The sequence below is a fragment of the Aphanothece microscopica RSMan92 genome (assembly GCF_046613545.2).
In the GTDB taxonomy this organism is placed as follows: domain Bacteria; phylum Cyanobacteriota; class Cyanobacteriia; order PCC-6307; family Cyanobiaceae; genus NIES-981.
The window spans coordinates 1-405 of the sequence record NZ_JBKKKY020000633.1 but is presented as its reverse complement, the minus strand read 5'-3'; the positions used below and the strand labels follow the sequence as shown (position 1 = coordinate 405).

The following is a 405-nucleotide window of genomic DNA, read 5'->3' as shown; positions in this document are numbered from 1 at the left end:
TGCTGGCACCGATCAAGGTGCGCGCCGACCACCTGATCGACACCACGGAAATGAGCCCGCACGACCTCAAGGCGGAACTGGGCCGCTGGTTCGGGCAGGGGCCGGGGCCGCGGCTGGCGGTCAGCCTGCAGTCCTTCAGCTACAAGCGGGGGGTGCCGCGCGGGGTGGACATGATCTTTGACTGCCGGTTCCTGCGGAACCCCTACTGGGACCCCGCCCTGCGCGACCGTGACGGGCGCGACCCGGCGGTGGTCGACTACATGGCGGCCGACCCGCGCTTTGGGCCGTTTTTTGACAAGCTGTGCGATCTGATCCTCTTTCTGCTGCCTGCGCAGTTGCAGGAGGGCAAGGCGCATCTTTCGATCGGCTTCGGCTGCACCGGCGGGCAACACCGGTCGGTTGCCG

At 67.9% G+C, this 405-nt stretch carries 1 protein-coding gene; it reads left to right on the top strand.

What is annotated here, in order from left to right:
• On the top strand, positions 1–405 hold a 405-nt coding region (locus ACLD7X_RS19390; RefSeq protein WP_425625543.1), incomplete at both ends, for a RapZ C-terminal domain-containing protein.